25 protein-coding genes, 1 pseudogene and 1 riboswitch are annotated in these 26,142 nt (G+C 72.0%); of the genes and pseudogenes, 10 read left to right on the top strand and 16 right to left on the bottom strand.

Annotated elements, in window-relative coordinates; all coding sequences use genetic code 11:
- Window positions 1-35: 35 nt before the first annotated feature.
- The 3 genes from ACFYZ3_RS04820 to ACFYZ3_RS04830 all read right to left on the bottom strand — a co-directional run bounded on the left by ACFYZ3_RS04820 (window position 36) and on the right by ACFYZ3_RS04830 (window position 3,619).
- Window positions 36-959: a polyprenol monophosphomannose synthase gene (locus tag ACFYZ3_RS04820; protein ID WP_388514035.1), complete on the bottom strand. Its 924-nt coding sequence runs from the start codon at window positions 957-959 to the stop codon at window positions 36-38.
- Between the two features lie 525 nt (window positions 960-1,484).
- Window positions 1,485-3,089, bottom strand: coding sequence for an amidohydrolase (locus ACFYZ3_RS04825; RefSeq protein ID WP_388514037.1), 1,605 nt, complete (start codon window positions 3,087-3,089; stop codon window positions 1,485-1,487).
- Between the two features lie 89 nt (window positions 3,090-3,178).
- Window positions 3,179-3,619, bottom strand: a complete 441-nt coding sequence (locus ACFYZ3_RS04830; RefSeq protein WP_104633953.1) for an Lrp/AsnC family transcriptional regulator — start codon at window positions 3,617-3,619, stop codon at window positions 3,179-3,181.
- Between the two features lie 267 nt (window positions 3,620-3,886).
- Here ACFYZ3_RS04830 and ACFYZ3_RS04835 point away from each other — a divergent pair, with 267 nt between their 5' ends.
- Together ACFYZ3_RS04835 and ACFYZ3_RS04840 are read left to right on the top strand one after the other, a co-directional pair.
- The gene (locus ACFYZ3_RS04835; protein ID WP_388514039.1) at window positions 3,887-4,324 is read left to right on the top strand and encodes a hypothetical protein; all 438 of its coding nucleotides are present in this window, start codon (window positions 3,887-3,889) and stop codon (window positions 4,322-4,324) included.
- Window positions 4,325-4,488: 164 nt separating this feature from the next.
- Entirely contained in the window at window positions 4,489-4,803 is a 315-nt protein-coding gene (locus ACFYZ3_RS04840) for a hypothetical protein (protein WP_388514041.1), read from the top strand.
- Here ACFYZ3_RS04840 and ACFYZ3_RS04845 read toward each other — a convergent pair.
- A complete protein-coding gene (locus ACFYZ3_RS04845) occupies window positions 4,766-5,941 on the bottom strand; it encodes an acyl-CoA dehydrogenase family protein (protein WP_388514042.1) in 1,176 nt (391 codons plus the stop codon). The genes ACFYZ3_RS04840 and ACFYZ3_RS04845 overlap by 38 nt on opposite strands.
- A gap of 380 nt (window positions 5,942-6,321) precedes the next feature.
- Here ACFYZ3_RS04845 and ACFYZ3_RS04850 point away from each other — a divergent pair, with 380 nt between their 5' ends.
- A complete protein-coding gene (locus ACFYZ3_RS04850; protein WP_388514043.1) occupies window positions 6,322-7,575 on the top strand; it encodes a glycoside hydrolase family 18 protein in 1,254 nt (417 codons plus the stop codon).
- Between the two features lie 97 nt (window positions 7,576-7,672).
- On the opposite strand, the gene ACFYZ3_RS04855 is transcribed toward ACFYZ3_RS04850, so the two are convergent.
- From ACFYZ3_RS04855 to ACFYZ3_RS04865, 3 genes are all read right to left on the bottom strand, one after another.
- Window positions 7,673-8,335, bottom strand: a complete 663-nt coding sequence (locus ACFYZ3_RS04855) for a TetR/AcrR family transcriptional regulator (RefSeq protein WP_388514044.1) — start codon at window positions 8,333-8,335, stop codon at window positions 7,673-7,675.
- A 105-nt stretch (window positions 8,336-8,440) separates the two neighbouring features.
- Window positions 8,441-8,584 (bottom strand): SCO1431 family membrane protein, encoded by a 144-nt coding sequence (locus tag ACFYZ3_RS04860; protein ID WP_385360057.1) that lies wholly within the window; start codon window positions 8,582-8,584, stop codon window positions 8,441-8,443.
- Window positions 8,585-8,703: 119 nt separating this feature from the next.
- Window positions 8,704-10,095 (bottom strand): peptidase C39 family protein, encoded by a 1,392-nt coding sequence (locus tag ACFYZ3_RS04865; RefSeq protein ID WP_388514046.1) that lies wholly within the window; start codon window positions 10,093-10,095, stop codon window positions 8,704-8,706.
- Window positions 10,096-10,279: 184 nt separating this feature from the next.
- Between ACFYZ3_RS04865 and ACFYZ3_RS04870 the strand changes: the two genes are divergently transcribed.
- The gene (locus tag ACFYZ3_RS04870) at window positions 10,280-10,900 is read left to right on the top strand and encodes a uridine kinase (protein ID WP_388514839.1); all 621 of its coding nucleotides are present in this window, start codon (window positions 10,280-10,282) and stop codon (window positions 10,898-10,900) included.
- Window positions 10,901-11,328: 428 nt separating this feature from the next.
- Window positions 11,329-13,185 (top strand): AAA family ATPase, encoded by a 1,857-nt coding sequence (locus tag ACFYZ3_RS04875; RefSeq protein ID WP_388514048.1) that lies wholly within the window; start codon window positions 11,329-11,331, stop codon window positions 13,183-13,185.
- A gap of 166 nt (window positions 13,186-13,351) precedes the next feature.
- On the opposite strand, the gene ACFYZ3_RS04880 is transcribed toward ACFYZ3_RS04875, so the two are convergent.
- The 9 genes from ACFYZ3_RS04880 to ACFYZ3_RS04920 all read right to left on the bottom strand — a co-directional run bounded on the left by ACFYZ3_RS04880 (window position 13,352) and on the right by ACFYZ3_RS04920 (window position 20,695).
- A complete protein-coding gene (locus ACFYZ3_RS04880; protein ID WP_388514049.1) occupies window positions 13,352-14,395 on the bottom strand; it encodes a hemolysin family protein in 1,044 nt (347 codons plus the stop codon).
- The gene (locus ACFYZ3_RS04885; RefSeq protein ID WP_388514050.1) at window positions 14,392-15,723 is read right to left on the bottom strand and encodes a hemolysin family protein; all 1,332 of its coding nucleotides are present in this window, start codon (window positions 15,721-15,723) and stop codon (window positions 14,392-14,394) included. The genes ACFYZ3_RS04880 and ACFYZ3_RS04885 overlap by 4 nt, the downstream gene beginning before the upstream one ends.
- Before the next feature lie 204 nt (window positions 15,724-15,927).
- A complete protein-coding gene (locus ACFYZ3_RS04890; RefSeq protein WP_388514051.1) occupies window positions 15,928-16,398 on the bottom strand; it encodes a PH domain-containing protein in 471 nt (156 codons plus the stop codon).
- 41 nt (window positions 16,399-16,439) lie between these two features.
- Window positions 16,440-17,297 (bottom strand): ATP phosphoribosyltransferase, encoded by an 858-nt coding sequence (gene hisG, locus ACFYZ3_RS04895; protein ID WP_388514052.1) that lies wholly within the window; start codon window positions 17,295-17,297, stop codon window positions 16,440-16,442.
- Between the two features lie 48 nt (window positions 17,298-17,345).
- Window positions 17,346-17,618, bottom strand: a complete 273-nt coding sequence (locus tag ACFYZ3_RS04900; RefSeq protein ID WP_289911437.1) for a phosphoribosyl-ATP diphosphatase — start codon at window positions 17,616-17,618, stop codon at window positions 17,346-17,348.
- A gap of 34 nt (window positions 17,619-17,652) precedes the next feature.
- Window positions 17,653-18,138, bottom strand: a complete 486-nt coding sequence (ribH, locus tag ACFYZ3_RS04905) for a 6,7-dimethyl-8-ribityllumazine synthase (protein ID WP_003977385.1) — start codon at window positions 18,136-18,138, stop codon at window positions 17,653-17,655.
- Window positions 18,139-18,165: 27 nt separating this feature from the next.
- Window positions 18,166-19,455: a bifunctional 3,4-dihydroxy-2-butanone-4-phosphate synthase/GTP cyclohydrolase II gene (locus ACFYZ3_RS04910; protein ID WP_388514053.1), complete on the bottom strand. Its 1,290-nt coding sequence runs from the start codon at window positions 19,453-19,455 to the stop codon at window positions 18,166-18,168.
- Window positions 19,452-20,096 carry a nicotinamide mononucleotide transporter family protein gene (locus ACFYZ3_RS04915; RefSeq protein WP_356866685.1) on the bottom strand — a complete coding sequence of 215 codons (645 nt, stop codon included), beginning with the start codon at window positions 20,094-20,096 and terminating at the stop codon, window positions 19,452-19,454. The genes ACFYZ3_RS04910 and ACFYZ3_RS04915 overlap by 4 nt, the downstream gene beginning before the upstream one ends.
- Window positions 20,093-20,695 carry a riboflavin synthase gene (locus tag ACFYZ3_RS04920; protein WP_388514055.1) on the bottom strand — a complete coding sequence of 201 codons (603 nt, stop codon included), beginning with the start codon at window positions 20,693-20,695 and terminating at the stop codon, window positions 20,093-20,095. Before ACFYZ3_RS04920 ends, ACFYZ3_RS04915 begins: the two co-directional genes overlap by 4 nt.
- 148 nt (window positions 20,696-20,843) lie before the next feature.
- Window positions 20,844-20,974: riboswitch (FMN riboswitch) on the bottom strand.
- Window positions 20,975-21,189: 215 nt separating this feature from the next.
- On the opposite strand from ACFYZ3_RS04920, the gene ACFYZ3_RS04925 reads away from it, so the two are divergent.
- The 5 genes and pseudogenes from ACFYZ3_RS04925 to ACFYZ3_RS04945 all read left to right on the top strand — a co-directional run bounded on the left by ACFYZ3_RS04925 (window position 21,190) and on the right by ACFYZ3_RS04945 (window position 25,899).
- Window positions 21,190-23,559: a chitinase C-terminal domain-containing protein gene (locus tag ACFYZ3_RS04925; RefSeq protein ID WP_388514056.1), complete on the top strand. Its 2,370-nt coding sequence runs from the start codon at window positions 21,190-21,192 to the stop codon at window positions 23,557-23,559.
- A gap of 172 nt (window positions 23,560-23,731) precedes the next feature.
- A pseudogene (locus ACFYZ3_RS04930) lies at window positions 23,732-23,821 on the top strand (RNA polymerase subunit sigma-24); the annotation flags it as partial.
- A gap of 158 nt (window positions 23,822-23,979) precedes the next feature.
- Complete coding sequence (locus tag ACFYZ3_RS04935; RefSeq protein ID WP_388514057.1) at window positions 23,980-24,585, top strand: sigma factor-like helix-turn-helix DNA-binding protein; 606 nt, start codon at window positions 23,980-23,982, stop codon at window positions 24,583-24,585.
- Between the two features lie 103 nt (window positions 24,586-24,688).
- Window positions 24,689-25,453: an SDR family oxidoreductase gene (locus ACFYZ3_RS04940; RefSeq protein ID WP_388514059.1), complete on the top strand. Its 765-nt coding sequence runs from the start codon at window positions 24,689-24,691 to the stop codon at window positions 25,451-25,453.
- A complete protein-coding gene (locus ACFYZ3_RS04945) occupies window positions 25,450-25,899 on the top strand; it encodes a hypothetical protein (RefSeq protein ID WP_388514060.1) in 450 nt (149 codons plus the stop codon). Before ACFYZ3_RS04940 ends, ACFYZ3_RS04945 begins: the two co-directional genes overlap by 4 nt.
- Window positions 25,900-26,142 lie beyond the last annotated feature (243 nt).

Below are 26,142 nucleotides of genomic sequence, written 5' to 3' on the forward strand. Positions count from 1 at the left end.
CCTGGCCCCGGCTCAGTGCGGCATAAGAGGGCCCCTCAGGCCTTGGCGTCGGACGCCTTCGCCGACTCGTCACGGGAATCCCCCGACTGGTCACGGGAATCTGTCGACTTGTCGCCCGAGGCCGTCCGCTTCTCGCTCGAAGCCGTCTGCCCGTCGGCGGCCGTGCCGGGCTGCTTGTCGCGGCCGAGCACCTTGCCGACCCTCTCCCCCACGCCCCACGTGGTGACCCGCCACAGGGCCTCCACCAGGATGTCGCGGCTCATCTTGGAGTCGCCCAGTTCCCGCTCGACGAACGTGATTGGCACCTCCACGACGTGATAGCCGGCCTTGATCGCCCGGCGGGCGAGGTCGACCTGGAAGCAGTAGCCCTGGGAGGCGACCTCGTCGAGGCCGAGCCCCTCCAGGGTCTCGCGGCGGAAGGCGCGGTAGCCGCCGGTGATGTCGCGCAGCGGAAGATCGAGTGCGATCCGCGAGTACATGCTGCCGCCGCGCGAGATGATCTCGCGGGACTTGGGCCAGTTCACCACCCGGCCGCCGGGCACCCAGCGGGAGCCCAGCACGAGGTCGGCGCCCTTGAGGGCGGTCAGCAGGCGGGGCAGTTCCTCGGGCTGGTGGGAGCCGTCGGCGTCCATCTCGATCAGCACGTCGTAGCCGTGCTCCAGGCCCCAGTGGAAGCCGGCGAGGTAGGCGGCGCCCAGCCCTTCCTTGCCCTTGCGGTGCATGACCTGGACGCGGTCGTCCCCCGCCGCCAGTTCGTCGGCGAGCTCGCCGGTGCCGTCGGGGCTGTTGTCGTCGGCCACGAGAACGTGGGCCTCTGGGACCGCCTCGCGCACACGCGTGACGATCGCCTTGATGTTCTCCGCCTCGTTGTAGGTCGGGATGATCACCAGGGCCGTGCCCAGGGGGCCGAACCGCCTCTCCCGCCCCGCAGCCGCGGGCGTCCCGTCGCCGTCGTTCACCACTGCCCCTTCGTGTCCGTACACAGAGGACCACCATAATCGCCGCGGCCTGCGCCGACGTGACAGGACGGCCGTACGGTGGTGTCGTTTTCCCGGAACCGGGGTAGGGATGGCCGATTCAGGCCGTTTGTGCGACGGATGGGGGCCCGGCGCCCTTCGGGCCGGCCCGGGACCCGCCGGCTGCGGGTCGACCTAGGCCGTTGTCTACTGAGCGCCCGGGCCCCACCCGGGTCACACCTCCCGACCGGCCGGAACGTTCCCTCGTCGCGGTGCGGGCACTGAGCCTGGCTCCCAGTGGCGGTGCCCCGGTGCGGCACACCGTCCCTGACTCAGCTGCGCCGCGACGCGTCTGCGGAAGATTCCCCGGTCGGGCGTCCGGTGGTGGACTCGGCCGAACCTACCGGCCCCCCGCCGTCGCCTGTCAACAGTCGTTCCACCTGCACCTTTGATGTCAAAGCGCAGGTCAGCGCGGAGGAGACGCAGGTCGGGGCCGCGCGAAGATCATCGCCCCGTCGGCCGTCGAGATCACTCGCCCGGCCGTACGAAGACGGTCCGGCCGCCCACCACCGTTCGCAGGCAGACGGGCAGGTCCCGGCCGGGGGTGAGATCGGGCAGGCCGGGGGTGCCGGAGCGCGGGTCGGTCGACCAGCGGGCCACCCGGTCGTCCGGGGCCTGGACCACGAGTTCGCCGGTACGCCACACGGCGTAGTCCGCGGGCACGCCCGGCACCAGGACACCCGCGTCGTCGCGGCCGATCGCCCGCCAGCCGCCGCGGGTGTGCGCCGTGAACGCGGCGCGGACGGAGACCCGGTACTCAGGGGTGCGGTGGAAGGCGGCGGCCCGGACGGTGCCCCACGGATCGAGGGGCGTGACGGGGCTGTCGGAGCCGAAGGCGAGCGGCACGCCGGCGCGCAGCAGGGCGGCGAAGGGATTGAGCGTGCGGGCCCGCTCGGCGCCCAGGCGCTGAGCGTACATGCCGTCCTCGCCGCCCCAGAGCGCGTCGAAGGCGGGCTGGACGGAGGCGGTCAGGCCCAGCTCGGCGAAGGCCGCGACCGTCTCGGGCGTGAGCATCTCGGCGTGCTCGATCCGGTGGCGGGCGGCGCGGACCCGAGCGAGGCCGATCTTGTCGGCGGCGGCGCGCACTCCCTCCACGACGGCACTCACGGCGGCGTCACCGATGGCGTGGAAGCCCGCCTGGAGGCCCGCCTCGGTACAGGCGACGACGTGTGCGGCGACGGCGGCGGCGTCCAGGTGGGCGGTGCCGGTGTGGCCGGCGTCGGCGTAGGGCTGGTGCAGGCAGGCGGTGTGGGAGCCGAGGGAGCCGTCGACGAAGAGGTCCCCGGCGGCCCCGACGGCGCCCAGTTCCCGCGCCTTGTCGACGTCCTGTTCGGCCCAGTAGCCGATCACCCGCGGCCCGGGCTCCTCGGCGGACAGGCGCAGCAGGCCGGTGAGATCGTCCTCGGAGGAGATGTCCGGGCCTGCGCATTCGTGAACGGTTCCGATGCCGAGCGAGGCGGCGTGCGCGAGGGCGGCGCGCTGGGCCCCGGTGCGCTGGGCCGGGGTGACGGCCCCGAGGGCGGCGGCGCGTACGGCGTGGTGGGCGTCGCCGGTGAGCGGGCCGTCCCCGCGGGCGAGGTCACCGGGCGCCAGGTCGAGCAGGGCGGTGGTGACGACGGCCGAGTGGACGTCGATCCGGCTGAGATAGAGGGGACGGCCACCGGTCGCGGCGTCCAGTTCGGCGCGCGTCGGCGGCCGCCCGTCGGGCCAGCGCGCGGCGTCCCAGCCGTGGCCGAGAAGCACGCGGTCGTCCGGGCGGGCGGCGGCGAAGTCCTGTACGAGGGCGAGGGCCGCCTCGCGGGTGGGGGCACCGGACAGGTCGAGCCCGGTGAGGGCGAGGCCGGTGGCGGTGGTGTGCACGTGTGCGTCGGTGAACGCCGGGGTGACGAGCGCGCCGTCCAGGTCGATCACCTCGTCGACCCCGTCCGCGAAGGCGTCCGCGGCGCCCTCCGAGCCGACCCAGGCGACCTGGCCGCGTTCGACGACCATGGCCGTCGCGAAGGGGTCGGCGGGACTGTGGACCTCGCCGCGGCGCAGCAGGACGGTCGAGGACGGGGTGGTGGACTCACTCATGGACACCAGTCTCGCCCCTCGCGGGCGCCGCCCGGCAGCCGGGGCGGCCGGGCGCGCGGCCGTGGCCCCGCACTCCCGCGCGGGCGCCGTCAGATGCGCGGCGGGCGGGACTCGTAGGGGGTCGACAGGACCACGGTGGTGCGGGTCGAGACACCGGCGAGGGAGCGGACCCGGGCGAGCAGTTCCTCCAGCTCGTGCGGGGTGGCCACCCGGACCTTGAGGATGTAGTTCTCGTCGCCCGCGACGCTGTGGCAGGCCTCGATCTCGGGGACCCCGGCGAGGCGGTCCGCGATGTCGTCGGGGGCGCTGGGGTCGAACGGTTTCACCGAGATGAAGGCGGTCATCGGCAGCCCGACGGCTTCCGGGTCGACGACCGCGGCGTAACCGCGGACGACGCCACGCTGTTCCAGCCGCCGCACCCGCTGGTGCACGGCCGACGTGGACAGGCCCGTGGCCTTGCCCAGGTCGGTGTAGCTCATCCGCCCGTCCTTGACGAGCAGCTGCACGATCTGTCGGTCCAGCTCCTCCATGGCGCAAGAACCTACAGTGCCGTTGACCTCCCCGGACACCTGAGCAGTCCGGGTCATGCCCCGTTCGTGATGTGACGGGTCGTCGGACGGGGTCCGGGTGGGGACAAACCCGCCGCACGGGACATCTGCGAGCGGCATGTGACGAAGACCACACTAGTTGAACGTTCTCCGTGATGTTCTCGTGATTACCCCGGAGGAGGGACGGGAAGTGCTTGCTGTGGTCGAGGCCGCAGTGCCGTCACGGCCCAGCCCGAGGGGGAGAATCCCATGCAGAGTCTTAAGCGCCCTGGTCGTACCGCGCCCAAGCGGCAGCAGCCGGTCGTCGAGCCCGTATCGGAGGGCGTCGAACCGGACGCCTTCGACGACGAGGAACTCGACGCCTACGACACCTTCGAGATGTACCGGGTGTTCTGCCCGGACTGCGCGCAGCCCATCGCCCTGCTGGCGGACGAGGAGACGCTGCCGGAGCACGCCCTGTGCGCCTCCCCGTGGAACCCGTTCGGGCTCACGGTCTGCGCCGGCACCGGCCGCAGGGCCACCGAGGCGCGTCCCGCGGACGAGTCGCTGCGGCCCCACGAGCAGGACACCGCCCTGCTGTTGACGCTCCCCCGGGGTCTCGACTGGCGGACCCAGCCCTTCTCCCACGTCGGCGGCCCGGGCTCGCGCCCGATGCGGGTGCCGACGATGCGGCGCGAAGCGGCCTGAGACACCCGGGCACCCGGTTCGAGGGGCTCGCCCACCCATTCCGTCACCCCGCACGCGCCACGGCCCGCAGGATGCCGTGGCGCGGTTCGGTGGCGGACGCCCACGAACTCACGCTCGATTGCCTTCGCCGGTGACCTGTCCGCGCTTCGCCGCGTTGCCCGGGTATGACCCCCACGTACTCGTCGACCGGGAGTCGGCGCCGCGTGTTCGTGCCGGTGCCGGCGGGGCCGGTTCCGCCGGCCCCGCAGATCCCGGACCCGCCGATCTACCGTGAGCTGATGCGGACCTGGGCCGACGGCGGCCGCACCCTGCCAGGACGCCACGACCCGGAGTGGGTCAGGCTCGCGGAACCCCCGCGCGGTCTCGGGGACTTCTTCGCCACGGGTGACTTCTTCACCACCGGCGACTTCCGCGGCGGCGGCTTCGCCGTCGCCGCCGACCTCACCGCTCCTCGGGACCCGCGAGGTGACGGGCGATGACCATCCGCTGGATCTGGTTGGTGCCCTCGACGATCTGGAGCACCTTGGCCTCGCGCATGTACCGCTCGGCCGGGAAGTCGGCGGTGTAGCCGTACCCGCCGAGGATCTGCACGGCGTCGGTGGTGACCCGCATCGCCGTGTCGGTGCAGTGCAGCTTGGCCATCGCGGCCTGCTTGGCGAACGGCAGCCCGGCGTCGCGCAGTCGGGCCGCCGTCAGGTACAGGGCACGGCCCGCCTCGATCTGCGTCGCCATGTCGGCGAGCATGAAGCGCAGCCCCTGGAAGTCGGCGATCGGCTTGCCGAACTGCCGCCGCTCGGCCGCGTAGGACACCGCCTCGTCCAGCGCCGCCTGGGCCACGCCGATCGCGCAGGCGGCGATGCCGAGCCGGCCTGATTCGAGCGCGGACAGGGCGATCGCGAAGCCCTGCCCCTCGTCGCCGATGCGCCGGGCGTCAGGCACCCGCACCCCGTCCAGGTGGACCTGCGCGGTGGGCGAGCCCTTGAGTCCCATCTTCTTCTCGGGCACCGCGGCGCTCAGCCCCTCGGCGTCACCGGGAACCAGGAAGGCGGTGATGCCGCGCGGCCCGTCCTCGCCCGTACGCGCCATGACGGTGTAGAAGTCGGCGATGCCGCCGTGCGTGATCCACGCCTTGGTGCCGGTGATCACCCAGTCTCCGCCGCTTTCGCGCACGGCCTTGGTGCGCAGCGAGGCGGCGTCGGAGCCGGAGGCGGGCTCGGAGAGGCAGTAGGCGCCGAGCAGGCCGCCGCCGAGCATCGCCGGCAGGTGCTCGGCCTGCTGCTCCTTGGTGCCGTACGTGGCGAGCGCGTAGGAGGCGAGCGTGTGCACGCTGACGCCGAGGCCGACGGTGAGCCTGGCCGCGGCCAGCTCCTCCAGGACCTGGAGGTAGACCTCGTACGGCTGCTCCCCGCCGCCGAACTCGGCGTCGTAGGGCAGTCCGAGGAGGCCGGAGTCGGACAGGAGGGTGAAGACCTCGCGCGGGAAGCGTCCGGTGTCCTCCTCCCCGGCCGCGTCCGGGGCGATCTCACGCTGCGCGATGTCGCGGACGAGCGAGATCAGGTCCCGTGCCTCGTCCGTGGGCAGTTGCCGGTCCACCGGCTGCGGGGCGCGGTCGGGCATGGCGACGCTCTCCTCCCTGTCGGGCACATCGGCGGACGTGCGCCTTGGGTGGAGGCGGCTCCGCCGGGTCGTTCGGGCCTGGCCGATGCTCGCACTCCCGGGTCGCGGAAGCTGCTGACCAGCGGCTGTGCGCTGTGAGTATGCCCGATCGGAGGCATGGAGTCACCAGTTAACGACCGCTTACTCAAAGAATTCCGGGAATGACCCCGGCCGGGCTGGCGGGGGACGGGATTCCGGGTGGATTCCGGCTTCGGGAATCAAGGATGGTCCGAACCATTGACCGCACTGGTCTAGTCCTCCTACGGTGACGGACCGAGCGCATTTCCGCGTTCATGCCAATCGGCGCGCGTTTCCCTCATCCCCCCACGAGGAGACACCCGATGCACGTCCCGCACCTCCCCCGCGTCCGCCCCATCCGGACGCTGTTCTCCGCCCTGTGCACCGTCGCCCTCGGTGCCGGTCTGCTGGCCGGGGCCGGCCCCGCCACGGCCACCGCCGCGCAGGCCGAGGCACCCGCCGCGCAGGCCGCGGCCGGGTCCAAGGTCGTCGGCTACTTCACCGAATGGGGCGTCTACGACCGCAACTACCACGTCAAGAACATCGAGTCGTCGGGCTCCGCCGACAGACTCACCCACATCAACTACTCGTTCGGCAACGTCACCGGCGGCAAGTGCGCCATGGGCGACGCCTACGCGGCGACCGACAAGGCCTACACCGCGGCCGACTCCGTCGACGGCGTCGCGGACACCTGGGACCAGCCGCTGCGCGGCAACTTCAACCAGCTGCTCAAGCTGAAGCAGAAGCACCCCGACCTGAAGATCCTCTGGTCGTTCGGCGGCTGGACCTGGTCCGGCGGCTTCGCGCAGGCCGCGCAGAACCCGGAGGCGTTCGCGCAGTCCTGCTACGACCTGGTCGAGAACTCCAAGTGGGCCGACGTCTTCGACGGCATCGACATCGACTGGGAGTACCCGAACGCCTGCGGCCTGAGCTGCGACACCAGCGGCCGCGACGCCTTCCCGAAGCTGATGGGCGCCCTGCGCGCCAAGTTCGGCCAGGACTACCTGGTCACCGCGGCGATCACGGCGGATGCCACGGCGGGCGGCAAGATCGACGCGGCGGACTACGCCGGTGCCGCGCAGTACGTCGACTGGTACAACCCGATGACGTACGACTTCTTCGGCGCCTGGGACGCCACCGGACCGACCGCTCCGCACTCGCCGCTGACCTCGTACTCCGGCATTCCGAAGGAGGACTTCCACACCTCGGCGACGATCGCGAAGCTCAAGGGGCTCGGCGTCCCGCCCTCGAAGCTCCTGCTCGGCCTCGGCTTCTACGGCCGCGGCTGGACCGGCGTCACCCAGTCGGAACCGGGCGGCACCGCGACCGGCCCGGCGAAGGGCACGCACGAGAACGGCATCGAGGACTACAAGGTGCTCAAGACCAGCTGCCCCGCGACCGGCACGGTGGGCGGCACCGCGTACGCCAAGTGCGGCAGCGACTGGTGGAGTTACGACACCCCCCAGACCATCGCCACCAAGATGGCGTACAAGAACGAGCAGGGTCTGGGCGGCACCTTCTTCTGGGAGCTGAGCGGCGACACCGCGAACGGTGAGCTGATCAAGGCGATCGACTGAACCACCTGGCGCGTACGGGGGGCGAAGGGGCGGGGACCTGCTCTGGTTTCCGCCCCTTCGTCGGCGTCCTCGCGGCCGTCAGACGTCCTCGCGGTCGTCAGGCGTCGTCGCGGCGGGCCGGGGCCGGGGCCGGGTAGGCGGGGTCCAGTTCCTCGATGGCGCGCAGCGTGCCGCCGAGCGACTTCACCAGCAGTTCGCGCATGGTCTCGCGGGACAGTCCGGGCCGGCCGATCCAGTCCAGGGTGGCGCCCTCGACGCTGCACACCCAGGCGAGCAGGCCCATGCGGGCCAGCGGACCGATGTCCGAACGGCCGTACGCCCCTTCGGCGATGGTGGCGACGATCGCCTCCCGCACCCCGTCCCGGATGCCGTGCACCTCGGCGTCGAAGCCGACTCCGCCGCTGACGATGGTGCGGTAGGCGGCCTGGTTGTGCTCGGCGTAGCGCAGATAGCCGTCGATGGTGCGGTGGACGCGGTCCACCTGCGGCAGTTCGGTGCCGCGCGCCGCGGTGGTGACGAGGCCGGCGACGGAGTCCTGGATGATCGCCAGGTAGTAGCCCCGCTTGGACTGGAAGTAGTAGTAGATCAGCCCCTTGGCGACATGCGCCTGGCGGGCGATGTCGTCCATCGAGAGCGCGTCGTAGGACGTGTCGGCGAACAACCTCCGCCCGATGGCGATGAGTTCGGCGCGGCGTGCCATCGAGCGCTCGGTGCCGCGTGCCCGGGGACGGGCGTCGGCACGTTGTTGACTGATATTCAATTTCGACCCTGGTCTCCTACGGGCGGCGGGACCTCCGCAGTATGGCAGGTCGGGTCGTGGGGCAGGTCACACCTGGGTCACGTCACGGACGGTCCGCCGGTCGCGTCACAGAAGGCCCAGCTGGACCACGAGCATCGCGACCACGACGACGAGGGTCCAGCCCATGACGTGCTCCAGGATCTTCGGGCCGTCGTCGTCCTTGGGGCCGCCGGTACGGACACGGGTGGCGGCTGCGGTGTGTGCGGTCATGGCTTCTCGCTGATCTCGGGTTCGGCTTGGCGGAGTCCCCCCGCTCACGGTGTCCACCTTGCCACCGTGAGCGGCTTTTGCGGCCGAGAGTTTGGTCACAGCGGCCCACCCCGGTCCGCTCAGCGCACGCCCACCGCCGCGAGGGCCTTGCGCTGCCGCGGGCCGGGGTGGGCAGGGAAGTACAGGTAGCAGACGCCGCCGGTGCCGGAGACGACCTTGCCACTGGCGTTGTACCGCTTCGTCCTGAGCCAGATGTTCTCCCACTCGCGCCGCTTGTAGACCCGGCGCACGGCGTCGTTGTCGTCCGAGGCCGGGTCGTTGGCGATCACGTCGCCGTCGGCGGTGAAGCCGATCACGGTCATCAGGTGGCCGGAGGTGCCGTAGCCCGCCCCGGTCAGCTCCTCCTCCAGGAACGACTGGGACGTTATGGCCGGGATGCCGGCCGCGATCAGCGTCTCCAGGTCGGTGAGGGAGCCGAGGCGGGTGACCACGCCCTGGAGGCCCTTGAAGGTGGCGGCGTAGGCGGCGTTGAAGGGCCAGTTGCCGCAGCCCTCGTACTGGTTGTCGTACGTGTACCGGGCGGCGTGGCAGACCTGCGGGTCGGCGTAGGAGGGGTCGACCCAGGCGAGCTGCTCCTCGGTGAGACGGCCGCCCCAGTACTCGATGATCATCTGAGAGGAGGTGGGGCTGCACCAGGCCTCGCCGCCGTTGTCGTACTCCGGGTACTGGCCCTTGTGGATCTCCTGCGAGTAGCGCGGAACGCGCAGTTCCCCGGCGTACCCGGGGGCGGAGGCCGGCACGGTGAAGCGGTCGGGGACGTCGGAGCCCATCGCGCCGAGCCGCCATACGGTGGGCGTGCTCCTCGTACCGGGGCGGCGGTAGAGGGTGAGCCGGAGCCGGTGGGAGACCAGGCGCAGGCCGGTGGAGGCGTCGTCGATCGAGAACGTGTCGGTCCAGATGCTGCTCCTGCCGTCGCCCTGGTCGTCGACCGAGGTCCGCCCGATGTCGTCGGCGCCGTCGCCGGCCGTCCAGCGGCCCATCACGTACCAGGGCGTGTCCGTGCCGTCGGAGTAGGTGCCCTTCAACTCGACCTGGATCCAGGTGCCGCTCGGCGTGTGCGCGTTCCAGGAGGCGATGACCTCCGTCGAGGGCACCGCGAGCCGGTGGACGGGGGAGGTCCAGGTCGCGTACTCCCAGGCGGCGGTGGTGCCGGTGTGCGGGTCGGCGTAGTCGACGGTGCCGGCCGGGGCGCCGATCACGACGCCCGGGCGGGCGCCTGCGACGGGCCGGGCGCCCCGCACGGTCCCGCGCCGCCAGTCGCTGAAGGTGGTCCAGGCGCGGTAGTCCACCGGCCGCCGGGCGCCGTCCCGGTCGGGGTCCGCGGCGCCACCGTCGGCACTCGCGCCGGACGCGGCGCGGGCGGTCGCCGGGATCGCTCCGCCGGTCATGGCGGCCGCGGCGACGGCTGCGGCCAGGAGGGCTCTGCGGGACGGCTGTTCGACTCTGCTCATGAGCGGGAGACCCCCAGGTGTCCGGGTCGGGCGGGTCCGTCTTTGCACGGTCGTGCGCCAACTATGGCCGCAGGTGCCCGCTCCTGCCAGCACTTCCACGCCCGCCACGCCACCTTTATTGGTGTCGACCACTGGTTAGAGTGCGACTGAACATGTCCGCCCCGCGCCACCCACAGGATCCGCCATCCTCGACCTCGCAGCCCGGCTCCGCCGGCTTCACCCCTCCTGCGGACCCGTACGTCTGATCGGTGTCGACGGACACGCCGGGTCCGGCAAGTCCACCTTCGCCGCGCGGCTGGCGGCCGGACTGGGCGGTGCGCCGGTGCTGCACCTCGACGACATCGCCAGTCACGACGAGCTGTTCGGCTGGACCGGGCGACTGCTCGCCCAGGTGATCGAGCCTCTGGGGCGCGGTGAGACCGCGCACTACGCGCCGTACGACTGGCGGACCCGGCGTTTCGGCGCACCGCTCCCCCTGGAGCCCGCTCCGATGGTCCTGGTCGAGGGCGTCGGCGCCGGCCGCGGGGCACTGCGGCCGCACCTGGCCGGACTCCTGTGGATGGACCTGCCCGCGGAGCGGGCGTGGGCGCGGGGGCGGGCGCGCGACGGAGCGGAACAGCGGACGTTCTGGGACGGGTGGATCCCGGCCGAGCGCCGGCACTTCGCCGAGGACCCCTCGCGCCCCTTCGCGCACCTTCTGGTGCGACAGCGCGAACAGGGGTACGAGGTGCTGCCGGGGCCGGCGGGGAGCACCTCCGGAGCCCACTTCCTCACGCAGGGTGACGGACCTTCGGCAATGTGCTGAACTCGTGAAGATCGCGACCCGGCAACCCGCCGACGTGCCCCAACTTCGCTTGACCCAGGGGCCGTACAGGTCTTACGTTCTGAATGTGCGGCAGTTCGAAGCCGCCGACAGACGCGAAGCCCCCGGTTGTTCCCCCGTGATCGGGGGCTTCGTTCTGTCCTGAGCACGCCTTCCGGCTCCTCCGTGACGCCATACGCTCACCCTCGGTCACCGTCCGGTCGTGCGCCCCGCCCGCTCCCACCTCGCGGAACGACCCCTCCCGCACCCTTCGGAGGAATGACCACCGCGGGTACGATGCCCTCGGTGCGACCTACGGGAGATTGCCGCACGCACCTGCAACTCCGGTCCGCGGTACAGCCGTTGACCGAGGCGGCCGACGAGCGACGGCTCGGTGGCATACCGACGGGGGCACGTAGGTGGGGGACGTGATGGACTTCGGCACGCAGGGCCCACAGGCCCCGGCCGAACTCGCCTGGCTGCGCGGCGTGGACGCCTACACCATGGGGGCCTACCCGCAGGCGGAGGAGGAGTTCCGGGCGGCGGTGCGGATCGATCCCACGATGGCCGACGGGTGGCTGGGACTGCACGCGCTGCGCGTCGACACCACGAACGCGCTCCTGCGAATGTTCCGCAACCGCGACCGCTTCGGCGAGCAGCGGGCCCGCCACCGCCGGACGCTCAACTCCTGGTACTGGCTGGGCTGGTGGGTGCAGCCCGTGCTGGAGAAGCCGCGCGACCTGCTGCTGGCGCACGCCTCGCACTGGCTGGACGGCCGGCACGTCCCGGAGCTGGACCGCGCCCTGGCCGGGCTGCCACCGGTGGACTCCGACGCGCAGGTCCGCTTCCTGCACGCGTGCCGCGCCTACCTCGTCAAGGACTGGGAGCAGCTCGTCCGGCACACCGACCCACTGCTCGGCGACCCCTTACTCGGCATCGAGGCCGGGCTGTTCAGCGGCATGGCCCGGGTCCGCCTGGAGATGTACGGGCAGGCCGAACCGCTCCTTTCGGCGGCCCTGATGCGGTGCCGCAGCGAGCAGCCGCAGCGCAAGGAGCTGCGCTACTGGCTGGCGAGGGCCCACGAGGGCACCGGACGCAGCGCCGCCGCCCTCCCGCTGTACCGGGCGGTGCACCGCGTCGACCCCGCCTTCATGGACACCTCGGCCCGGCTGGCCGCGATCGCCGAGGGCGACGGCTACGACGACTCGGCGGACCTCACCGGTTACGCGCAGGCGGGTGTGGGGGCGGACGGTCTGGACGGGCTCGACCCGCTGTTCGGCACCGAGGAGCGCGGCGTCAAGGTCTCCGCCCCGGAGCCCGCGCCGTCCGCCCCGCTGCCCCCGCTCGGCGGGTCTTCGGTGCGCGAGAAGGCGGGCGGGCCCGACCCGTCCCTGCCCAGCGGGCCCACCGATCCGGCACTGCTGGAGGAGGCGCTCGCCGAGCTGGAGCGGATGGTGGGCCTGGAACCGGTGAAGCGCCAGGTCAAGGCGTTGTCCGCGCAGCTGAACATGGCACGGCTGCGGGCCGGGCAGGGCCTGCCCGTGCAGCCGCCCAAACGTCACTTCGTCTTCTCCGGCCCCTCCGGCACCGGCAAGACCACCGTGGCCCGCATCCTGGGCCGGGTCTTCTACGCCCTCGGACTGCTCGGCGGCGACCACCTGGTGGAGGCGCAGCGGGCGGATCTGGTCGGCGAGTACCTGGGGCAGACCGCCGTGAAGGCGAACGAGCTGATCGACTCCGCCCTCGGCGGTGTCCTCTTCGTCGACGAGGCGTACTCCCTGTCCAACTCCGGGTACGGCAAGGGTGACGCGTACGGCGACGAGGCGCTTCAGGTGCTGTTGAAGCGGGCCGAGGACAACCGGGACCACCTGGTGGTGATCCTGGCCGGCTATCCGGAGGGCATGGACCGGCTGCTGGGCGCCAATCCGGGGCTGTCCTCGCGATTCACGACACGGGTGGACTTTCCGTCGTACCGGCCGCTGGAGCTGACCTCGATCGGGGAGGTGCTCGCGGCGGAGAACGGGGACGTGTGGGACGAGGAGGCGCTGGACGAGTTGCGGTCGATCGCCGGGCACGTGGTGGATCAGGGGTGGATCGACGAGTTGGGGAACGGGCGGTTTCTGCGGACGCTGTACGAGAAGAGCTGTGCGTACCGGGATCTGCGGTTGTCCGTGTATCCGGGGGTGTTGAGCCGGGACGATCTGGCGACGTTGCGGTTGCCGGATCTGATGCAGGCGTATGGCGAAGTGCTGTCGGGGCGGGGGCCCGGGGGGCCGTCGGCCGTGTAGGGGCCGAGCCTCGGTGCGGTGGGGGGGCGGGAGCGCAGCCCGGCGGTGCGGGGTGCCGCTGCGCCCACCCGTGCCGCCCCAGCGGCACGACTGCCCGCAGCGACGGCGGAGGGCACGGCCGCCCGCAGCGGCGGCGGAGAGCACGGCCGCCCGCAGCGGCGGGGGGCTACGTGGCCAGGGTTACCTCTCTGTTTCTGTGGGCCGGGTCGCGGACCTCGCCCACCAGGAGTTCCAGTACGTCCTCCAGCGCGACCAGGCCGAGCACCCTGCCCGACGGGTCCGTGACCTGGGCCAGGTGGGTCGCCGCGCGGCGCATCACCGTGAGGGCGTCGTCCAGGGGGAGTTCGGGACGCAGCGTGGTCATCGGGCGCCACAGGTGCTGGGGGACGGCGCGGTCGGACTCCTCCAGGTCGAGGACGTCCTTGACGTGCAGGTACCCCATGAAGGCGCCCTGGTCCGCCGCGATCGGGAAGCGCGAGTACCCGGTGCGGGCGGTGAGCGCGACGATCTCCCCCGGTGTGACCGAGGGGCTGACCGTCACCAGGGACTCGCGTGGCAGGAGTACGTCCGTCACCGGGCGGGAGCCCAGTTCCAGGGCGTCCTCGAGGCGTTCCTGCTCCTCCGGGTCGAGCAGTCCGGCCTGGCCGGCGTCCTCCACCAGCCGGTTGAGCTGCTCGCTGGTGAAGACGGCCTCGACCTCGTCCTTGGGCTCGACGTGGAAGAGCCGCAGGATGCCCTGGGCGCAGGCGCCGAGCGCGACGGTGATCGGCCTGCACAGGCGGGCGAAGGCGACCAGGCCGGGGCTGAGCCACAGCGCGGCCTTCTCGGGGGCGGCCATCGCGAGGTTCTTCGGGACCATCTCGCCGATGACCAGGTGGCAGAAGACCACGGCGGCCAGCGCGATGACGTAGCCGAGCGGGTGGATCATGCCGTGCGGCAGGTGGATCCACTCGAAGACCGGCTCCAGGAGGTGCGCGACGGTCGGCTCGGCGACCGCGCCGAGGGTGAGCGAGCAGACGGTGATGCCGAACTGGGCGGCGGCCATCATCTGCGGCAGCCGTTCCAGGCCGTACAGCACCTGCCGGGCGCGGGTGGTGCCGAGCGGTTCGATCTGGCTGCGGCGCACGGAGACGAGCGCGAACTCGGCGCCGACGAAGAAGCCGTTGGCGAGCACGAGCAGCGCGGCGAAGAGAAGTTGCAGGACGCTCATCGCGCGGCCTCCAGCGCGGAGACCGCGGCGGTGCGCACGAGGCGTATCCGCTCGGCGCGGTAGTGGCCGACCTGGCGGACGGAGAGCCGCCAGCCGGGCAGCTCCGCGCGGTCGCCGACGGCCGGGATGCGGCCGAGCAGGTCGGCGACGAGTCCGGCCACGGTCTCGTACGGGCCCTCGGGCGCGTCCAGGCCGACGCGGCGCAGGGCGTCCACGCGGCAGCTGCCGTCGACGTCCCAGGCGGGGCGGCCGTCCTCGGGCGGGGCAGGGGCCAGTTCGGGCGCGTCGAGTCCGTCGTGCTCGTCGCGGACCTCGCCGACGATCTCCTCGACGATGTCCTCCAGGGTGACGACTCCGGCCGTGCCGCCGTACTCGTCGACCACGACCGCGATGGGCTGCTCGCTGCGCAACCGGGTCAGCAGCGGCCTCACGGGCAGGGTCTCGGGGACGAGCAGCGCCGGACGGGCGATCCGGCCGGCGGGAGTGCGCAGCCGGTCGTGCACGGGGACGGCGAGGGCGTCCTTGAGGTGGACCATGCCGACGATCTCGTCGATCTTCTCCCGGTAGACGGGGAAGCGGGACAGGCCGGTGGCGCGGGTCAGGTTGACGACGTCCTCGGCGGTGGCCGAGGAGTGCAGGGCGCTGACCTTCACGCGGGGGGTCATGACGTGCTGGGCGGTCAGTTCGCCGAGGGAGAGGGTCCGTACGAAGAGGTCGGCGGTGTCCTGTTCCAGGGCGCCGGCCCGGGCGGAGTGCCGGGCCAGGGAGACCAGTTCGCCGGGGGTGCGGGCGGAGGCCAGTTCCTCGGCGGGTTCGATGCCCAGCGTGCGGACCAGGCGGTTGGCCACGGTGTTGAGCGCGGCGATCACCGGGTGGAAGAGCCGGGCGAAGGCGTGCTGGGGCCCGGCGACGAAGCGCGCGACCTGGAGCGGCTTGGACACCGCCCAGTTCTTGGGCACCAGTTCGCCGATCACCATCTGCACGGCGGAGGCCAGCAGCATGCCGACGACGACCGACACGCCGGACACGGCGCCGTCGGGGACGCCGACGGCCGTGAACGGGCCGTCGAGCAGCCGGGCCAGCGCCGGCTCGGCGAGCATGCCGACGACGAGGGAGGTGATGGTGATCCCGAGCTGGGTGCCGGAGAGCTGGAAGGACAGCTCCTTGAGGGACTCGACGACCCGGTGGGCGCGCCGGTCGCCGGCCGCGGCGGCCTGTTCGGCGTCGGCCCGTTCGACGGTCACGAGGCCGAACTCGGCCGCGACGAAGAAGCCGTTGGCGAGGATCAGCAGGAACGCGGCTGCCAGGAGCAGCAGGGGGGTGGTCATGAGGCCGCCGCCTGTGGGGTGTCACAGCAGGGGGCGGCGCAGGTACTGCAGGACGGTCCGTCCATCGCCGGAGGGAGTCACTCCTCGGGTAGCAGGAACCCCGCGCACCGGGCGGAGCGACGGGGGCGAGGACGCGACGTCCGCGTCCTCGTTCCCAGATTAATCACGAAAAGGGGGCCCGCGGCAGGGTCGGCGGCGCCGCGTCTAGTCACGCGGTGCCTCGGGGAGGGCACCGGAACGGGCCTCCACGAGGTCGCGCAGAGCACGTGCGTCGGCGAGGGCCTGCTGCTTGGCGATGCCGGGCTGGATGCCGAGCGCGGGCAGGCTGGTGCCGTCGCTGAGGTCGAGGAAGACCCAGGGGTCGCCCTGGCGGAGGTTGACCCGGAGGATCTCGGGCCACGCCAGGCGCCGCCTGGCGGTCAGGTTGACGACCGTGACGCCCGTCTCGTCGGCGACGACCCGGGGCCGGGCCAGCAGGAGCAGCACACCCGCCAGGAGGAGTGCGGTCAGCACGAAGCTGAGGCGCTCCCCCGGGCCGAGGCCGGCCAGCACCGTCCCGAGCACCGTGACGGTCACGAAGGTGACGACCGCGAGGACGATCAGGACGGCACGGGTGCGTCCGGGACGGAAGGTGACGGGCAGGGCCGGCAGGTGGTCCGGCGTGGTGTCGGGCATGGCGTGGGTGGCTCCGGGCGTGCTCCTGGGGCGGCGGCGGGTCAGAGCCGGCAGGCGTGGATGGCCGTGGTCAGGATGGCCCGGGCGCCGATCTCGTACAGGTCGTCCATGATCCGCTGGGCCTCCTTGGCCGGGACCATCGCGCGGACGGCGACCCAGCCCTCGTTGTGCAGCGGGGACACGGTCGGGGACTCCAGACCGGGGGTGAGCGCCACGGCCTTCTCCAGCTGCTCCACCCGGCAGTCGTAGTCCATCATCACGTAGGTCCGGGCCACCAGGACGCCCTGGAGGCGGCGCAGGAACTGCTGGACCTTGGGCTCGGTGGTCTCGTCGGGCTCCGCGTCCGAGCGGCGGATCACGACGGCCTCGGACTTCATGATGGGCTCGCCGAAGACCTCCAGGCCCGCGTTGCGCAGGGAGGTGCCGGTCTCCACGACGTCCGCGATGACCTCGGCGACGCCCAGCTCGATGGCGGTCTCGACGGCGCCGTCCAGGTGGACGACGGAGGCGTCGATGCCCCGGTCGGCCAGGTGGGCGGCGACGATGCCCTCGTAGGAGGTGGCGACGGTACGGCCCTTGAGGTCGTCGATGCCGTTCGCGGCGCCGGGCTTGCCGGCGAAGCGGAAGGTGGAGCGGGCGAAGCCGAGCGGGAGGATCTCCTCGGCGTGGGCGCCGGAGTCGACCAGCAGGTCGCGGCCCGTGATGCCGATGTCGAGCTTGCCCGAGGAGACGTAGATCGCGATGTCGCGGGGGCGGAGGTAGAAGAACTCGACCTCGTTGACCGGGTCGACGATCCGCAGCTCCTTGGACTCGCGGCGCTGCTGGTAGCCGGCCTCATGCAGCATCTCCCCCGCGGGGCCTGACAGGGAACCCTTGTTGGGGACGGCGATGCGCAGCATGAGGTCGGCTTCCTTTGTGTGAAGGGGCGGAGAGAAGGGGGTCCGGCTTTACAGGTGGGCGTAGACGTCGTCCAGGGAGATGCCGCGGGCGACCATCATCACCTGGACGTGGTACAGCAGCTGGGAGATCTCCTCGGCCGCCGCGTCCTTGCCCTCGTACTCGGCGGCCATCCAGACCTCGGCGGCCTCCTCGACGACCTTCTTGCCGATGGCATGGACCCCCTTGTCCACCAGCTCGGCGGTGCGGGAGGTGGCGGGGTCGCCGCCTGCTGCCTTGTGCTGGAGCTCGGTGAAGAGCTCCTCGAAAGTCTTCTTGGACATGGTGCCGCCCACTTTACGCGTAGTGCCGACCGGCCTAGCGCCACGGTTCGGATACTGAGCGGAGCGTGGCCGCCGTGGCGACGGCCGCCGTCACCGCCTCGTGTCCCTTGTCCTCGCTGGAGCCCTCGATGCCGGCCCGGTCCAGGGCCTGCTCCTCGGTGTCGCAGGTGAGGACGCCGAAGCCGACGGGGACGCCGGTCTCGACGGACACCTGGACCAGGCCCTGGGTGACGCCCTGGCAGACGTAGTCGAAGTGGGGGGTTCCGCCGCGGATGACGACGCCGAGGGCGACGATCGCGTCGTAGCCGCGGCCCGCGAGGACCTTGGCGACCACCGGCAGTTCGAAGCTGCCGGGGACCCTGAGCAGGGTCGGCTCGTCGATTCCGAGCTCGTGCAGGGCGCGCAGGGCGCCGTCCACCAGTCCGTCCATCACCTTGTCGTGCCACTGCGACGCGATCACGGCGACCCTGAGGTCCCCGACGTTGCGTACGGACAGTTCCGGTGCGCCCTTGCCGCTCACGTGTACGTGTCTCCTCGTATCGCTTGCTTACTGGTTGCCGCAGGTGGACACGGGGGTCGTGTCCAGCCAGGGCAGGTCGTGTCCCATCCGGTCCCGCTTGGTGCGCAGGTAGCGGAGGTTGTGCTCGCCGGCCTGGACGGGCATGGGCTCGCGGCCGGTGACCGTGATGCCGTGCCGTTCCAGGGCGTCGCTCTTGTCCGGGTTGTTGGTCATGAGGCGCACGGCGCGCACGCCCAGGTCCTGGAGGATCTGGGCGCCGGCTCCGTAGTCGCGGGCGTCGGCGGGCAGGCCGAGTTCCAGGTTGGCGTCGAGGGTGTCGCGGCCGCGCTCCTGGAGCTCGTAGGCGCGCAGCTTGGACATCAGGCCGATGCCGCGCCCCTCGTGGCCGCGCAGGTAGACGACGACTCCCCGGCCCTCGGCCTGGATGCGGTCCAGGGAGGCGTCGAGCTGGGGGCCGCAGTCGCAGCGCTGGGAGCCGAAGACGTCGCCGGTGAGGCACTCGGAGTGGACGCGGACCAGGACGTCCTGGCCGTCGCCGATCTCGCCGTGCACGAGGGCGATGTGCTCGACGCCGTCGACCGTGGAGCGGTAGCCGTACGCCGTGAACTCGCCGTGCCTGGTGGGCAGCCGGACCTCGGCCTCGCGGCGGACGGTGGGTTCCTCGCTGCGCCGGTAGGCGATGAGGTCCTCGATGGAGATGATCGTCAGTCCGTGCTTGCGGGCGAACGGGATCAGCTCGGGCAGCCGCAGCATGCGCCCGTCCTCGCCGGCGATCTCCACGATGGCGCCGGCCGGGCGCAGTCCCGCGAGGCGGGCCAGGTCGACGGCGGCCTCGGTGTGGCCGTTGCGGACGAGCACGCCGCCGGGCCGGGCGCGCAGCGGGAAGACGTGCCCGGGGCGGACCAGGTCGGTGGGTTCGGCGGTGCCGCCCGCCAGGAGCCGGAGGGTGGTGGCGCGGTCGGCGGCGGAGATGCCGGTGCTGACGCCGTGCGCGGCGGTGGCGTCCACGGAGACGGTGAAGGCGGTCTTCATCGACTCGGTGTTGTCGTCGACCATCTGCGGGAGCCGGAGCCGGTCCAGTTCCTCGCCCTCCATGGGGGCGCAGATCAGGCCGCGGCACTCGGTCATCATGAAGGCGACGATCTCCTCGGTCGCCTTCTCGGCGGCGATGACGAGGTCGCCCTCGTTCTCGCGGTTCTCGTCGTCGACGACCACGACGGGGCGGCCGGCGGCGATGTCGGCGACGGCCTGTTCGACGGGGTCGAGGACGAGGTCCTCGGGGCCGTCGGGGCTGTAGAGGATGGGTGCCGTGCTCATGCGGGCGCTCCTTCCGGGAGGGGGCGGGCCGCGTTGCGCGAGCGCAGCCACCAGTCGCGCAGGCCCCACAGGACGAGCGCGCCGTAGAGGACGTAGACGAAGCCGGAGAAGGCGAAGCCGTTGGCGAAGTTCAGCGGAACGCCGACGAGGTCGACGAGCAGCCAGGCGAACCAGAACTCGACCATGCCGCGGGCCTGGGCGTACATGGCGACGACGGTGCCGACGAAGATGTACGCGTCCGGCCAGGGGTCCCAGGACAGGGTGGGGAAGGCGGTGAACAGGCCGCCGACCGCGAGGGTGCCGACGGCGGCCGCGGCGGCCAGCGCGCCGCGTTCGCGCCAGGTGGCGAACCGTACGGCGACGGAGCCGTCCTGGGTCTGCCGACGGCCGCGGTTCCACTGCCAGAAGCCCCAGGCGGCGACGACCATGACGACGATCTGCTTGCCGGCGCTGCCGGAGAGGTGGGCGGTGGCGAAGGCCGCGAAGAGGACGAGCCCGGAGGCGAACTGCACGGGCCAGGTCCAGATCGAGCGCCGCCAGCCGAGGGCGAGGCCGAGCAGACCGATCACGTTGCCGATCATGTCCGACCACTTGATGTGCTGGTCGAAGAGCGTGAACGCCTCGGAGTTGAGCCAGTTCACCGGGTGCCCCCCTGGGTGCCGAGCAGCCGCTCGACGTACTTCGCGATGACGTCGACCTCGAGGTTGACCGGGTCGCCGGGCTGCTTGATGCCGAGCGTGGTCAGGGCGAGGGTGGTGGGGATGAGGCTGACCGTGAAGAAGTCGGGGCCCGCGTCGACCACGGTGAGGCTGATGCCGTCGACGGTGATGGAGCCCTTCTCCACGACGTAGCGGGCGAGGTCGGCGGGCAGCGAGATCTTGACGATCTCCCAGTGCTCGGAGGGCTTGCGCTCCAGGATCTCGCCGGTGCCGTCGACGTGGCCCTGCACGATGTGCCCGCCGAGCCGGGCGCCGACGGCGGTGGGGCGCTCCAGGTTGACGCGGGAGCCGACGGCGAGGGCGCCGAGGCTGGAGCGGTTGAGGGTCTCGGCCATCACGTCGGCGGTGAACGCGTCGCCCTCGTGGTCGACGACCGTGAGGCAGACGCCGTTGACGGCGATCGAGTCGCCGTGCCGGGCGCCTTCGGTGACCGCGGGGCCGCGCACGCGGAAGCGACAGGCGTCGTCGAGGGTCTCGACTGCGGTGATCTCGCCCAGCTCTTCGACGATTCCGGTGAACACTTCCCGGGTCCTCCTGCCTCTTCGGGCACGGACTCCGGGGCTGTCGGAACGACAGAGTCACGAACGAGGACACCGGGAGCGACGCCGCACAGGGCGCACCCCTGACGGGCACGCCCAGAATTCGGCGGCGCGCACGAATGCTCGCCCGCCGCGCACTGCCTCCCATCCGGACTTTAACCGTCGGTCCAGGAATTTCACCTGGTCAACCGGTCGCTGGAGGCGACCGGGTCGCGGACTGTAACCGCCGGTTCGGACTTTCACCGACCCCGGAGTGCGCTGCTTCTGGTACACGGCCAGTGTGCCACGACTGATCCCCGTCCATGCGAACGGAGGGTGTGGAGTGGCTCACAGAACGCTCTTCCCGCGACCGGACCCCTGCCGCTTCCGCTCCAACTGGGCGGCCGTCCACCCGCCTTGAGATTGGTCCATACCTATTGACTCACTGGTCTAGTCCTCTCTAGGGTCTGCGCAACTTCCGTGGAGAGGAACCGACTGTGCCTTCCCCGTCACGCTCCAGATCCCGCCACAGAGCGGGGCCGGCCCTGTTCGCGGCGGTCGCCGCCGTCGCCGGCCTGCTGCTCGCCGGTCTCCCGGCGACCGCGTCCCAAGCCGCCGACCAGGAGTCCTGTCGCCCCGACGGGCTCTACGAGACCCCCGGCGTCGACGTCCCCTACTGCTCGGTCTACGACGCCGACGGCAGGGAGAGGATGGGCGCCGACCACCCGCGCCGGGTGATCGGCTACTTCACGGGCTGGCGCACGGGCAAGGACGGCAAGCCGGCCTACCTCGCCTCGGACATCCCGTGGGACAGGATCACCCACATCAACTACGCCTTCGCGCACGTCGACGGCGGCAACAGGCTCTCCGTGGGATCGGACGGCGAGAAGAACGCGGCGACCGGCATGACCTGGCCCGGGGTCGAGGGCGCCGAGATGGACCCGGACCTCCCCTACAAGGGCCACTTCAACCTGCTCAACAAGTTCAAGAAGCAGCACCCGGACGTCAAGACGATGATCTCGGTGGGCGGCTGGGCCGAGACGGGGGGCTACTTCGCGGACGACGGCTCGCGCGTGGACTCGGGCGGCTTCTACTCGATGGCCACCAACGCCGACGGCTCGGTCAACCAGGCGGGCATAGACACCTTCGCGGATTCGGCGGTCGACTTCGTCCGCAAGTACGGCTTCAACGGCGTCGACATCGACTACGAGTACCCGACGACGATGAAGGACGCGGGCAACCCGCTCGACTGGTCCTTCGCCAACGGCCGCCGGGCCGGGCTGGTCAAGGGCTACGCGGCGCTGATGAGGACGCTGCGCGAGAAGCTGGACCGCGCGGGCGCCGCGGACGGCCGGCACTACCTGCTCTCCGTGGCCGCGCCGTCCTCCGGGTACCTGCTGCGCGGCATGGAGACCTTCCAGGTCCAGAAGTACCTGGACTACGTCAACATCATGTCCTACGACCTGCACGGCGCCTGGAACGAGTACGTCGGCCCGAACGCCTCGCTCTTCGACGACGGCAGGGACGCCGAACTGGCCGCCGCGGGCGTCTACGGCAGCGCCCAGTACGGCGGCATCGGCTACCTCAACACCGACTGGGCCTACCACTACTTCCGCGGCTCGATGCCGGCCGGCCGCATCAACATCGGCCTGCCGTACTACACCCGCGGCCACAAGAACGTCCAGGGCGGCACCGACGGCCTGTGGGGCAAGGCCTCCGCGTCCACCTGCCCGGCGGGATCCGGCCTGACCAAGTGCGGTGACGGCGCCGTCGGCATCGACAACCTCTGGCACGACCTCGACACCGACGGCAAGGAGTCCCCGGCGGGCTCCAACCCGATGTGGCACGCCAAGAACCTGGAGAAGGGCATCGTCGGCGACTACCTCACCGACTACGGCTTCCCGGCGGACACGAAGCTGACGGGCACCTACGCCCGCAAGTACGACGCGACGCTGGTCGCCCCCTGGCTGTGGAACGCCGAGAAGAAGGTGTTCCTGTCCACCGAGGACGAGCAGTCGGTCGGGGCCAAGGCCGACTACGTGGTGGACCGCGGCATCGGCGGCGCGATGATCTGGGAGCTGGCCGGCGACTACGGCTGGAACGCCGCCAAGGGCCAGTACGAGAGGGGCGACACCCTCACCTCGCTGATGTACGACACGTTCAAGTCGGCCGCGCCGTACGGCGCGAAGAAGTCCAACGCGGACCTGCCCGCACAGGCCGTGAACGTGGACGTGGAGTTCACCGACTTCAAGCTGGGCGACTCCAACTACCCGATCACGCCCAAGCTGCGGATCACCAACAACACGAAGGCCGCACTGCCGGGTGGCACCGAGTTCCAGTTCGACTACGGGACCTCGGCCCCGGGGAACGCCTCCGACCAGTCCGGTTTCGGTACCAAGGTCATTCACAGTGACCACACGGGCGGCAACGCGGGCGGTCTGCAGGGTGACTTCCACCGGGTGTCGCTGAAGCTGCCCGCGTGGCAGTCGCTGGCGCCGGGCGCGACCGTCGACCTGGCGTTCAACTACTACCTGCCCGTGTCGACCCCGTCGAACTGGACGGTGACGATCGGCGGCAAGGCGTACGCCCTGGCCGGTGACCTCGCCCGGGGCACGACCGTGGTGGACCCCGGGACGCAGACGCCCACGCCGACCCCCACGGGCACCGAGTCCCCGGGGCCGAGCCCCAGCCCGACGGACGGCACCGGGCAGTGCACCGCCCCGGCCTGGGACACGGCCTCGTCGTACGGCGGCGGCACCACGGTGTCCCACCAGGGGCACACGTGGAAGTCCAAGTGGTGGACGAAGGGCGAGGAGCCCGGAACCACCGGTGAATGGGGTGTCTGGCAGGACCTCGGCGCCTGCTGACGCCCGCCCGGACGGGCCCGGCGGCGGTGACGAAGGCCCTTGCCCGCCGCCGGGTCCCCCAACGCGCCCTGCCGGGCTCTGGCAGGGTGCCGTCATGACCGCCGCGACCACCCCGAGCGCAGCCGACGAGTTCGAACGCCACCGCCCCCGGCTGTTCGGCATCGCCTACCGCATGCTGGGCTCCGCCCACGAGGCCGAGGACGCGGTCCAGGACGCCTGGCCGCGCTTCGCCGCGGCGGACCGGGCGGGGATCGAGCAGCCGGGGGCCTGGCTGGCCAAGGTCGTCACGAACCTCTGTCTGACCCGGCTCACCTCCGCCCGCGCCCGGCGCGAGAGCTACGTCGGCACCTGGCTGCCGGAGCCCGTCGTCACCGCGGACGGCACGCTGGGTCCTCCCCCACTGCCTGAAGGGCGCGGGCGGTGCCCCCAGAGTCGGCCGAGCAGCGCGACGCCGTGTCCACGGCGCTGCTCCTGCTCCTGGAACACCTCACACCGACCGAGAGGGCGGTGTACGTGCTGCGGGAGGCCTTCGCGTACGGGTACCGCGAGATCGCCGGGGTGCTCGATCTGGGCGAGGCCAACTGCCGTCAGCTGCACCGGCGGGCGGTACGGCGGGTGGGCGAGCCGGGGTCCCGGTTCGAGCCCGCGCCCGGGCGGCGGGAGCGGCTGGTCGCGTCCTTCCTCACCGCGGCGCGCGAGGGCGACCTGGCGGGTCTGGAGAAGCTGCTCGCCGAGGACGTGACCTGGTGGAGCGACGGCGGCGGCAAGGTCTCCGCGGCCCGTCGCCCCGTCGAGGGCCGGGACAAGGTCCTGCGCTTCGTGGTGGGTGCGATGCAGCGCTTCGCGACGGGCTGGGAACTCGCCCTCGCCGAGGTCAACGGCGCGCCCGCCCTCATCGCCCGCTCGGGTGCGGACCTGGTCGGCGTGCTGTCCTTCGGGCTGCGCGGCGGTGCGATCGGCGAGCTGCACGCCGTGCTGAACCCGGACAAACTGGGGTTCGCAGGCCGTCAGCTGGCCCGGCCCTGAGAATTCCGCCCCGGCGATGTCACATTTCGCGGGTGCCGCACGGTCCCAGCTGACGACAGGGCGCTCCACCCGGGAGCCCCACGTCCGACAGGGGCTGAACAGCATGACCACGATCCTGGTGACCGGCGGCACCGGAACGCTCGGCCGGCGCGTCACCGAACGGCTGCGCGCCGACGGGCACGAGGTGCGGGTGCTCAGCCGGCACAGCGAGCCGTACGCCGTCGACCTGCGGCAGGGCGGCAGCGGTCCGGACACGGCGCTCGCCGGTGTCGACACCGTCGTGCACTGTGCGACCACACAGCGCGGCGGGGACGAGCGGTCGGCCGCGAACCTGATCGCGGCGGCGCGGCGGGCCGGGGTGGCCCACCTGGTCTACATCTCGATCGTCGGCGTCGACCGGGTGCCGCTCGGCTACTACCGGACCAAGTTCGCGGTCGAGAAGCTGGTGGAGGAGTCGGGGATCGGGTGGACGGTGCTGCGGACGACCCAGTTCCACGACCTGGTGGTGCAGATGCTCCAGGCGCTGGCCAGGCTGCCGGTCGTGGTGCTGCCCGCCCATGCCTCCGACCAGCCGGTGGAGGTGGCGGAGGTCGCGGACCGGCTCGCCGGACTGGCCCAGGGGGCGCCCGCCGGGCGGGTGCCGGACGTGGGCGGTCCCGAGGTGCGCACCTTCGCGTCGCTGGCCCGCGCCTATCTGGGCGCGACGGGACGCCGGCGGGCCGTGGTGAGCGTGCCGCTCGCGGGGAAGACTTACCGCGCGTTCCGCGCCGGCGGGCACCTCGCACCCGAACACGCGGTCGGCAAGGGCACGTTCGAGGAGTACCTGGCGATGCGGTTCGGCGGCGGGGAGGACGGGCGGCGCGGATGAACAGACGGGTGTGGCTGCGGGCGGGGCTGGGGCTGCTCGCGGGTGGCCAGGTGGTGCTGGGGCTGTGGATCCTGCTGCTGCCCGAGCTGTTCTGGAAGTGGCCCTGGGTGTCGCACCTGCCGCCCTACAACGAGCATCTGCTCCGTGACTTCGGCGGGGCGAGCCTCGCGCTCGCCGTGGTGCTGTGCGCGGCGGTGACGGTGATGGAGCGCCGCCTGGTGCTCACGTCCCTGGTGGCCTACCTGGTCTCCTCCGTCGCCCACCTCCTGTTCCACGCCCGGCATCTGGAGCCCCTGTCGGCGGCGAGCGCCGCGGGCTTCATGGCCCTGCTGGGAGCGGCGGTCCTGCTCCCGGCGGTACTGGTGTGGCTCGCGGCGGACGACACGGCGTTCCGGGCACCGGACCCCGCGGAACGCCGGCCCGCCCGACGCCGGTCCACTTCCTGAGCCGACCCCGCAGTGGGGGAGGCGTGCCAGACCTCGCGTCCGCGGCATGATCCGCCGGACAGGCCCCAGGAGCGCGGCGGCCGAGGTGGCGCAGCCCGCGGTGGGGTCGACGGCGGCGGGGAGGGCAGGGCGCCCGGGCATGCCCCGGTCCAGGACGTAGGGCCGCCGGGCATGCCCCCGCCAACGACCTGGGGTCGCCGGGCGGGGACGGGGCATGCCCCCGCCAACGACCTGGGGTCGCCG

Origin of the sequence: Streptomyces sp. NPDC001599, from assembly GCF_042893535.1 — a bacterium.
Lineage (GTDB): Bacteria > Actinomycetota > Actinomycetes > Streptomycetales > Streptomycetaceae > Streptomyces.

Bases quoted from the DNA above. Each gene is read 5' to 3' on its own strand.
- ACFYZ3_RS04890 (WP_388514051.1), bottom strand. From the start codon at position 16,398: ATGCCCGACACCACGCCGGACCACCTGCCGGCCCTGCCCGTCACCTTC.
- ACFYZ3_RS04860 (WP_385360057.1), bottom strand. From the start codon at position 8,584: ATGACCGCACACACCGCAGCCGCCACCCGTGTCCGTACCGGCGGCCCC.
- ACFYZ3_RS04865 (WP_388514046.1), bottom strand. From the start codon at position 10,095: ATGAGCAGAGTCGAACAGCCGTCCCGCAGAGCCCTCCTGGCCGCAGCC.
- ACFYZ3_RS04875 (WP_388514048.1), top strand. From the start codon at position 11,329: ATGGACTTCGGCACGCAGGGCCCACAGGCCCCGGCCGAACTCGCCTGG.
- ACFYZ3_RS04825 (WP_388514037.1), bottom strand. From the start codon at position 3,089: ATGAGTGAGTCCACCACCCCGTCCTCGACCGTCCTGCTGCGCCGCGGC.
- ACFYZ3_RS04940 (WP_388514059.1), top strand. From the start codon at position 24,689: ATGACCACGATCCTGGTGACCGGCGGCACCGGAACGCTCGGCCGGCGC.
- ACFYZ3_RS04830 (WP_104633953.1), bottom strand. From the start codon at position 3,619: ATGGAGGAGCTGGACCGACAGATCGTGCAGCTGCTCGTCAAGGACGGG.
- ACFYZ3_RS04880 (WP_388514049.1), bottom strand. From the start codon at position 14,395: ATGAGCGTCCTGCAACTTCTCTTCGCCGCGCTGCTCGTGCTCGCCAAC.
- ACFYZ3_RS04900 (WP_289911437.1), bottom strand. From the start codon at position 17,618: ATGTCCAAGAAGACTTTCGAGGAGCTCTTCACCGAGCTCCAGCACAAG.
- ACFYZ3_RS04845 (WP_388514042.1), bottom strand. From the start codon at position 5,941: ATGCCCGACCGCGCCCCGCAGCCGGTGGACCGGCAACTGCCCACGGAC.
- ACFYZ3_RS04910 (WP_388514053.1), bottom strand. From the start codon at position 19,455: ATGAGCACGGCACCCATCCTCTACAGCCCCGACGGCCCCGAGGACCTC.
- ACFYZ3_RS04885 (WP_388514050.1), bottom strand. From the start codon at position 15,723: ATGACCACCCCCCTGCTGCTCCTGGCAGCCGCGTTCCTGCTGATCCTC.
- ACFYZ3_RS04835 (WP_388514039.1), top strand. From the start codon at position 3,887: ATGCAGAGTCTTAAGCGCCCTGGTCGTACCGCGCCCAAGCGGCAGCAG.
- hisG (WP_388514052.1), bottom strand. From the start codon at position 17,297: ATGCTGCGCATCGCCGTCCCCAACAAGGGTTCCCTGTCAGGCCCCGCG.
- ACFYZ3_RS04840 (WP_388514041.1), top strand. From the start codon at position 4,489: ATGACCCCCACGTACTCGTCGACCGGGAGTCGGCGCCGCGTGTTCGTG.
- ACFYZ3_RS04850 (WP_388514043.1), top strand. From the start codon at position 6,322: ATGCACGTCCCGCACCTCCCCCGCGTCCGCCCCATCCGGACGCTGTTC.
- ACFYZ3_RS04945 (WP_388514060.1), top strand. From the start codon at position 25,450: ATGAACAGACGGGTGTGGCTGCGGGCGGGGCTGGGGCTGCTCGCGGGT.